The organism is Pseudomonas sp. VI4.1 (assembly GCF_002029345.1).
In the GTDB taxonomy this organism is placed as follows: Bacteria; Pseudomonadota; Gammaproteobacteria; order Pseudomonadales; family Pseudomonadaceae; genus Aquipseudomonas.
Genome location: NZ_MULM01000047.1, coordinates 1 through 8,578 on the forward strand (window position 1 = coordinate 1; position 8,578 = coordinate 8,578).

General features: G+C 62.4%; 3 protein-coding genes and 3 pseudogenes. 1 reads left to right on the forward strand and 5 read right to left on the reverse strand.

What is annotated here, in order from left to right; genetic code table 11:
• Positions 1–104, forward strand: a pseudogene (locus tag BZ163_RS00940) (lactoylglutathione lyase); the annotation flags it as partial.
• A gap of 52 nt (positions 105–156) precedes the next feature.
• Here the strand turns inward: BZ163_RS00940 and BZ163_RS00945 are convergent.
• From BZ163_RS00945 to BZ163_RS00965, 5 genes and pseudogenes are all read right to left on the reverse strand, one after another.
• A pseudogene (locus tag BZ163_RS00945) lies at positions 157–3,195 on the reverse strand (multidrug efflux RND transporter permease subunit); the annotation flags it as partial.
• 13 nt (positions 3,196–3,208) lie between these two features.
• Positions 3,209–4,358 (reverse strand): annotated as a pseudogene (locus tag BZ163_RS00950) (efflux RND transporter periplasmic adaptor subunit).
• A 329-nt stretch (positions 4,359–4,687) separates the two neighbouring features.
• Positions 4,688–5,788, reverse strand: a complete 1,101-nt coding sequence (locus BZ163_RS00955; protein WP_128869436.1) for a DUF1513 domain-containing protein — start codon at positions 5,786–5,788, stop codon at positions 4,688–4,690.
• 14 nt (positions 5,789–5,802) lie between these two features.
• A complete protein-coding gene (locus BZ163_RS00960; protein WP_128869437.1) occupies positions 5,803–6,867 on the reverse strand; it encodes an imelysin family protein in 1,065 nt (354 codons plus the stop codon).
• A 27-nt stretch (positions 6,868–6,894) separates the two neighbouring features.
• Positions 6,895–8,322: a di-heme oxidoredictase family protein gene (locus BZ163_RS00965; RefSeq protein ID WP_128869438.1), complete on the reverse strand. Its 1,428-nt coding sequence runs from the start codon at positions 8,320–8,322 to the stop codon at positions 6,895–6,897.
• Between the last annotated feature and the right edge of the window lie 256 nt (positions 8,323–8,578).

Here is an 8,578-nt window from a genome sequence, read left to right on the forward strand (position 1 = left end):
GCGATTTCCAGAAACGCCTGAACGACGGCCGCATGAAGAGCCTGGCGTTCATCAAGGATCCGGATGCCTACTGGGTCGAAATCATCCAGCCCGCGCCACTCTGACGTACACCCCTGTAGGAGCTGGCATCGCGAGCAAGCTCGCTCCTACAGGGGGTTGTGTGTGTTCTTCAGGTTTGTCGGGTTTGGCCAATAATGTGTACACGCACGGCAACACAAACAGCGTGAACAACGTCCCGATCGACATCCCCGTAGCGATCACCATGCCGATGTCGAACCGGCTGACCGCGCCCGCACCGGTGGCGATGATCAACGGCACCATGCCGAACACCATGGCGGCGGTCGTCATCAACACCGGACGCAGTCGAATCGCCGCGGCTTCCTCCACGGCCTCGCGTGGCGCCAGGCCTTTGTCCTTGCGTAACTGGTTGGCGAATTCGACGATCAGGATCCCGTGTTTACTGATCAAACCGATCAAGGTCACCAGGCCGACCTGGGTGTAGATGTTCATGCTCGACCAGCCCAGGAACAACGGAATCAACGCGCCGCAGATCGACAGCGGCACGGTGACCAGGATCACCAGCGGATCGCGGAAGCTTTCGAACTGGGCGGCCAGTACCAGGAAAATGATCGCCAGCGCCAGGGCGAAGGTGACCCACAACGCACTGCCTTCCTGGACGTATTGCCGCGATGCGCCGGCGTAGTCGAAGGCGTAACCCACCGGTGCCTCTTCCTGGGCGATCTGGCGTACGGTGTCGATGGCTTCGCCCATGCTGACCAGCGGGACCCCGGAAAGAATCGCCGAGTTGAGTTGCTGGAACTGGTTCAATTGCCGTGGGCGCGCCCGGTCGGTCACGGTAATCAGGGTCGACAGGGCCAGTAGTTCGCCCTGGGTATTCTTGACGTAATAGTTATTCAGCCAGTCGGGGTTGTCCCGGAACGGTCGCTCGACCTGCGCGATGACTTTATAGCTGCGGCCTTCGATGGTGAAGCGGTTGATCTCCGCTTCACCCAGCAACGTCGCCAGCGTACCGCCCAGGTTCTGCATGGACACGCCCATCTGTGCGGCTTTGGCGCGATCGATATCCACCACCACTTCGGGCTTGTCGAAGGCCAGGTCGACGTCGACAAAAGCGAACTTGCCCGATTCCAGCGCGCGCTTTTTCACCCGGTCAGTCACTTGCAGCAGCGACTCGTAGTCGTTGGCGGAGTTGATGACGAACTGAAACGGCAAGCCCTCGCCAGTACCCGGCAGGGAGGGCAGGTTGAAGCCGAAAACCTGTAGCCCGGGAATGCTCTCCAGTTTGCTCTGGACCTCGGGCAGGATCTGCATTTGCGTGCGGTTGCGCTCGTTCCACGGCTTGAGCAGGAAGCCGCCGATGCCCGATTGCACGCCGTTGAAGCCATTGATCTGGAACGAGGAGTAGTACTCGGGAAACGTCTTGAAGATCGTGATGAACTCGTCGGTATAGGCGCTCAGGTAGTCGAGGTTGGTCGGCTGCGGGGCATTGGCTATCATGAAGATAATGCCCTGATCCTCATCCGGCGCCAGTTCCGACTTGGTGAACTTGAGCAGTACCGGGATCAGGCACAGTACGATCACCGCAAACACCAGCACCACCGGCCGGGTGGCGAGCGTGCCGTGCAGCAGGCGCTGGTAACGGCGCTTGAGGCCTTCGAAAATCAGGTCCAGGCGATAGGCCAGGCCGCTGGGGTTTTCATCATGGCGCAGCAAGAAGGCGCACATCATCGGCGACAGGGTCAGGGCGACGACTCCCGAGATCACCACCGCCCCGGCCAGGGTCAGGGCGAACTCCTTGAACAGCGCCCCGGTCAGCCCCGTCAGGAAGCCGATCGGCGCATAGACCGCGGCCAGGGTGATGGTCATCGACACCACCGGCATGGCGATTTCCCTGGCGCCTTCGATGGCCGCATCCAGCGGCGTCTTGCCCTCTTCGATGTGTCGGTGAATGTTTTCCACCACCACGATCGCGTCGTCCACCACCAGGCCGATGGCCAACACCATCGCCAGCAGGGTCAGCAGGTTGATCGAATAACCCATCATCTGCATGAAGAACATCACGCCGATCATCGACAGCGGAATGGTGACCACCGGGATCACCACCGAGCGCAGCGCCCCGAGGAACAGGAACACCACCACAATCACGATCAGCACCGCTTCGAACAGGGTTTTTACCACTTCGTCGATCGAGGCCTGGATGAACAGCGTGGCGTCGTAGGCGATTTCACCCTTGAGGTTCGGCGGCAGCTGGGCTTCCAGGTCCGGCATGATCTTGCGCACTTCCTTGATCACATCCAGCGGGTTGGCGCCGGGCGTGGCCTTGATGCCGATGTACACCGAGGGGGTGCCGCCGAAGGAACTGATGGAGTCGTAGTTCTCCGCGCCCATTTCCACCCGCGCGACATCCCTGAGCAGGACGCGACTGTCGCCATCGACCTTGAGCGGGATCGCGGCGAAGGCTTCGGCGGATTTGAGCTCGGTGTTGGCGTTGATGCTGGTGACCACGTACTCGCCCTTCACTTCGCCGGCAGCGGAGAGGAAGTTGTACTGGCGCACGGCGTCGGTGACGTCGCTGGCGCTCAGGCCGAAACCGGCCAGTTTCACCGGGTCCAGCCACAGGCGCATGGCGAATACCTGGTTCCCGAGGATCTCGGCTTCGGCCATGCCGGGCAAGGTCGCCAGTTTTGGCTGGATGACCCGCGACAGGTAGTCGGTAATCTGCGGGTTGCTCAACTCCTTGCTGAAGAAACTGATGTACATCAGCGCCGAGGCATCGGCGGCTTCCTTGCTCAGGACCGGGTCTTCGGCGTCCTGGGGCAGTCGGTTCTTCACCTCGTTTGCCTTGGCCAGCAGTTCGGTGAACAAGCGGTCGCTGTTGGCGCCGATGCGCGCGTAGATCGAGATCACCGAGAAGTTCTGGCGGCTGACCGAGGTCATGTAGTCGATGCCCTCGGCGCTGGCCAGGCTCTGTTGCATCGGTTGGGTGATGTAGCCCTGGATGGTCTCGGCGTTGGCCCCGGGGTACGCCGTGGTCACCGTGATCAGGGCGTTTTCCATTTGCGGATACTGGCGCAGCGGCAACTTGCTCCAGGCCTGAAAGCCCAGCAGCACAATCAACAGGCTGACCACGGTGGCGAGCACCGGGCGGCGGATGAACGGGTCGGTAAAAGCCATGGGGATTCCTTGATCAGTCCGCGCGTGGCGGACTGTTCTTCTCGGCTAAAGTCTTGTCGTCGCTGATGGCAATGTGTGCGCCGTTGTCCAGTTTGATCTGGCCGGCCGTGACCACTTTTTCGCCGTTCTGCACACCTTTGGTGATCATCACCTGCCCATCACGGCGCTCGCCGGTTTCAATGAAACGCCGTTCGGCAATCAGGATCGGTTGGCCCTTGTCGTCTTTTTCCAGGCTGCCGTCTTCGGCTTTTTTTCTGCGCGACGACGTAGATCGAATTGCCATACAAGGTGTAGTTGATCGCACTTTCCGGCACCACGATGCGCGGCTGCGGGTCAGGCAGCATCACCTGCAGGCTGGCGAACATCCCGGGCAGCAGCTTGCCGTCGGGGTTGGCCAGGGTTGCGCGGACCTGAACGTTGCGCGTGCTGTTTTCGACTTTCGGGTTGATTGCACTGATGGTGCCGGGGAAGGTTTGCGTCGGGTAGGCCGCGACGATGATCTGCACCGGTTGGCCAAGGGCGATCTTCGGTATCGATTGCTCGGGCACGAAGAAGTCCACATAGAGGCTGCTGAGGTCTTGCAGGGTGGCAATCATGGTGCCGCTGGCGAGATAGTCACCGATGTCCACCTGACGAATGCCGATGGTCCCGCTGAAGGGCGCGACGATGCTTTTTTTGCCGAGCGCAGCCTTGAGTTGATTGACCGTGGCCTTGCTCTTTTTCTGCACCGCTGAAAGTCGGTCGAATTCGCCTTTGGAAATGGCCTGGCTGCCGACCAGTTGGCTACCGCGACCGTAATCGAGTTGGGCCAGCCCAAGGTCGGCCAGAGCCGTTTCCAGCAAAGCGCTTTCCACGGCGCTGTCGAGTCGCAGGAGGGGTTGACCGGCCTTGACCTTCTGTCCTGACTCGAACTGCAAATCGATGACGGTGCCATCGGTCTCCAGGCTCAGGTCCACGCCTTGCAGGGCCTTGAGCGTGCCGACGGTCGGCAGACGGTCTTGCCACGGCTGTTCGGTGGCCGTGGCCACAGCGACGCTGATCGGCGGTTTCGGCGCGGAAAAGCCCTGAATCATCGTGTAGATGGAGAAGGCTTTGTAACCGGCCAGGACCAGCACGATCAGCAGAACAACACCCAACATGATCAACATGCGGCGACGCAGCATATTTCCACTTCCTTGGAGAAAATCAGGGCATACAGTCTGGAACATTACTCCGAGTGCGCGGTTGATTCCAATGGATGTTTCCGGGTTCCCCCGACCTCCTGTAGGAGCCGGCTTGCTGGCGAAGGGGCCATTGAATGTTGCGGTGACCTGAAGATCGCCTTCGCTGGCAAGCCAGCTCCTACAGGGGGACGCATTCAAATGTAGGAGCCGGCTTGCCGGCGAAAGGGCCATTGAATGTTGCGGTGATCTTGAGATCGCCTTCGCTGCGGTGCGTCGATCCGACAAGCCAGCTCCTACAGGGAGGGGCGCAGGCCGTAGGCGTAGAGACGCTACGCCATCAGATGCAGATGGTTGTCCCAAAGCCCCGCTGGCAGCTCCAGCGGTTTGGCAACCAGATCGGCCTGGCGGCAATCGTAGTACCGGCATCGTCCCTGGCCCGAGGTCACGACAAACCCGTCGGCCACCGCACCGACCCCGGCGCAATCGGGCAGAGGTGCATCCAGGCGTACTTCGCCACTGTCCATGTCCCAGATGAAAAAGCGGTTGCCGCGCGGCGCGGTCAAGGCAACCAGCCGCAAGTCACTGTGGACCGCGACGCTGGCGGTGTAATGCCCCATCGCCTGCAACTGGTGCTCAGGCACCGGGAAGGCCACGAACGGCTGGCCGGGGCGCTTGATCGCCAGCAGTTCCGAAGACTCATGGGACGGCCCCATGAACTGCTGGCCGGCGACGATGGTGCCGTCGCTGGCGATCCCCAGGTGGCGCACGCTGTTCATCGGCTGGGCCAGGGTTTCCTTGCTCAACAAAGTGCCATCGCGTTGCATCAGCACCAGGCTCGGTTCCATGGCGTCGAGGTTCATCTCGACCCGGCTTTCGGCCTCGGTACGAATGCCGCCGTTGGCCACCACCAGGGTTTCGCCATCGGGCATCCACGATACCTGATGCGGGCCGATGCCATGGGTCGGCAGCTCGCCGCCGTGCACCAGCCGTTCACCTTCGAACCTGTACACGCCGAGCAAGCCACGCCCCGGATCGGCGGTGTCGTTCTCGGTGGCGTACAGCCAGTCGCCGCTCTGGTGAATCACCGCATGACCGTAGAAGTGCCGGTTCGGCTGCGAGGCCACGGTTTGCAGCAGCGTGCCGTCGCGCAGGTCGACCAGGTAACTCTCGGTGCCCGGGCGGCGGGCGACGAACAATGCCATCGGCAGCGTCGGGTGATTGATGATGTCGTGGCAGCGCTGGCCGACCCGGGTGGCGAACACCCGGGTGCCGTCCAGCCGATAACCGACGGCGTAGTGCTTGCCGTCGCCATCGTCCCGCGCCGAGAGCAGCAACGGGCTTTTGTCCTTTTGCCTGAACAGCGTCCAGCCGCCCAGTGTCACGGCTCCCAGCAGCAAACTACCTAACGTCAGAGCCTGGCGTCGCAGCATGGCAATTGCCCTCATCAGTCACCGTCGTTGGCGTTGAAGCCCAGTTGGATGCCCAGCGCCTTGGCCAGTTCGCCTTCGTGCAGGCGGTGGACGACGTTGAGGCTGTCGTAGATATCGTTGAGTTGCTGGCGACCGGCATCGTCGTTGAGCATTTCAGTCAGCGAGCGCTGGTTGCTGGCGAACAGCTTCAGGGAGGCGGCATACGCGGCGTCGATCTTGTCGGCCAAGGGTTTCTGCTCGCTCGGCAACAGGCCGCGCAGGCCTTTGTTGTCGACCCCTTCCCACACGGTCCTGGCGGCGGCGAGGCTGGCTTCCAGGCCCGTCAGGGAAGACTGGCTGCGCCATGCATCGGCCTGGAACGGTTGCGGCACACCCTTGGTCTGGCGGCCCATCGGCGTGCCGAGCTTTTTCTTCAGGCTGTCGAGGGCGGTGACTTGCACCCGCAGCAAGTCGGCGATGGCTTCGTGGGAATCGGCGTAGCGCGGGTTCGGGAACTTGCTCATTTGCGCGAGCATGCCATCGGTGTTGTTCCAGCCCTTGAGAATATCTTCGGCCAGTTGCTGCTGACGCTCGCCAATCGCGATCAGCAGCGGGCAGTACTTGGCTTTCTGTTCGGCGTTGGCCACATCAGGCTTGCTGTCGAACAAGATGTATTCGTAGGCGGACAGGCCTTGCACCACGACGCTGGACTTGGCCAGGGCGGCGGCATCGATCTGCGGCTGAGCAGTGACCAGTTGCTCGACCTGACGGCCCACCAGGTTTTTCTTGTCCGGCCAGAACTGCACCTGCCAGGCGCGATTGCCTTCGGCCAACGGCCCGATCAGCAGCGGTTGCAGCTCGGCCCAGGCTTTTTGCGCATGCAGGAAGTCGGCGCGGGCGGTGTCGAGGTCGGCCTTGCCTTCGCAGTAGGCCAAGGCACTGACGGCCAGTTGGCGGTCGGCTTCAACCCAACGCGTGTAGGTCGGCAAAATCACCGACTTGGCAATGGCCGCCGAGGTGACGGCCTGCGGGTCCTGCGGCGAACAGGCGCCCAGGGCTAACGCGGCAAGGCTGGTGAACAACAATTTGGGACGGAACATGTCGGGCTCCCGCTTGAGGAATAGGCATTAAAGGGAATTCAAAAACGCCAGCAACGCAGCACGCTGCCCGGCATCGAAAGACAAAACCTGTTGCTGCGCCGCCTTGGCTTCGCCGCCATGCCAGAGCACGGCTTCGAGCAGGTTGCGGGCGCGGCCGTCATGCAAAAACTGGGTGTGGCCACTGACCGCCTGCGTCAGGCCGATGCCCCACAGCGGCGGCGTGCGCCAGTCGCGGCCACTGGCCTGGAACTCGCTGCGGTTGTCGGCCAGGCCGTCGCCCATGTCATGCAGCAGCAGAGCGATGTACGGGCGAATCACTTGATTGGCCAGTTCAGGTTCGGCGGCGTTGGCGGCGGTGGTGTACTTGGGGGTGTGACAGGACTGGCAGCCCGCCTGGAAAAACAGGTTCTTGCCGGCCAGCACTTCAGGCGCGCCGACATCGCGGCGCGCCGGCACCGCGAGGTTTCGGCTGTAGAACAACACCAGGCGCAGAATGTTATCGCTGACTTCCGGCTCGCCATCCGGACCATTGCCGTTGGGCGCCTGCTTGCAGGCGGTCTGCCCGTCGGTGCAGTCATCCACAGGGCGCAGGCTGGTCGTGAGGCCCATGTCGCCGGAAAACGCGTGGACATTCTGCTGGTTGAGGTTCGGTTGCCCGGCCTTCCAGCCGAAGCGCCCGAGCACGGTTTTCTGTTGCGCGTCATCCCAGACCCGATTCGGGCGCCCGGCGATGCCATTTTTCTCACGGGCCTGCGCCTCGGCATTGGCCAGGATCGCCTCTTCGGGAATCGCTTCGAGCAAACCCAGGCCAATCATCGGCGGCGCCACCCTGGCCGAGAAACGGGTATCGGGATGCATCGGTCCGTAGCCGAGCTGGGTGATCTGCAGCGTCGGTTTGCGCAACTCGACTTCGGTGCCGTCCTTGAAGCGAATCGGCACCGGCGTGTAATCGACCCGCACCTTGCCTTCCGGGACGATGCCGGGCACGGCCATGTCCTGGAATTGCCCACCGTAGACCGGCTCGGGGACGACGCCGAGCTGCTCGATGACCTTGGCGTAGGCCGGCGTATCGGGAATCGACAGGCGTACCAGCATCGACACGGCATTGGGCGCGTCAGGCGCGGGCGGATGACCGCGGCCGTCCTTGATGTGGCAGTTCTGGCAGGCGTTGGTGTTGAACAAGGGGCCGAGGCCGTCCCGCGCGGTGGTGGTCGACGGGGCGATCACCCACGGGTTGCGAAAGAAGCTGTTGCCGACGCTGAAGTCCACGCGCCGGGAGGGCGGCAGGTTGGCGGAGGGCAGGGAAAATGCATTCTGATCGGTCTTGCGCACGGTCGCGCTGCCACCGGACCGGGCTTCACCGGGTTCGGCCTGGGTGAACTTCGGGGCGTCATCGCAGGCACTCAGGCCCAGGGCCAGCAACAGTGCGGACAAGCGAAGAGGCAGCGAGGGCATCAGACATCCTGCAAGACGAGCAAAACAAGGGCGCAAAGTCTAACAGGGCAGGGGGGATTGAATAAGAGGAATTATCGTTTGGTTGATGTGGGGCCGCGTTTGACTTGAGACCGCGTCGAGGCCATCGCGGGCAAGTCGGATCGCCGCACCGCCGCTCCCACAGGGTCTTGCACCAAACCTGTAGGAGCCGGCTTGCCGGCGAAGGCGATCTCAAGATCACCGCGATATTCAGCGGCCCTTCGCCGGCAAGCCGGCT

What these genes read in the sequence shown, in the direction of transcription:
- BZ163_RS00955 (WP_128869436.1), bottom strand. Translation starts at nt 5,788, where the DNA reads ATGCTGCGACGCCAGGCTCTGACGTTAGGTAGTTTGCTGCTGGGAGCC.
- BZ163_RS00960 (WP_128869437.1), bottom strand. Translation starts at nt 6,867, where the DNA reads ATGTTCCGTCCCAAATTGTTGTTCACCAGCCTTGCCGCGTTAGCCCTG.
- BZ163_RS00965 (WP_128869438.1), bottom strand. Translation starts at nt 8,322, where the DNA reads ATGCCCTCGCTGCCTCTTCGCTTGTCCGCACTGTTGCTGGCCCTGGGC.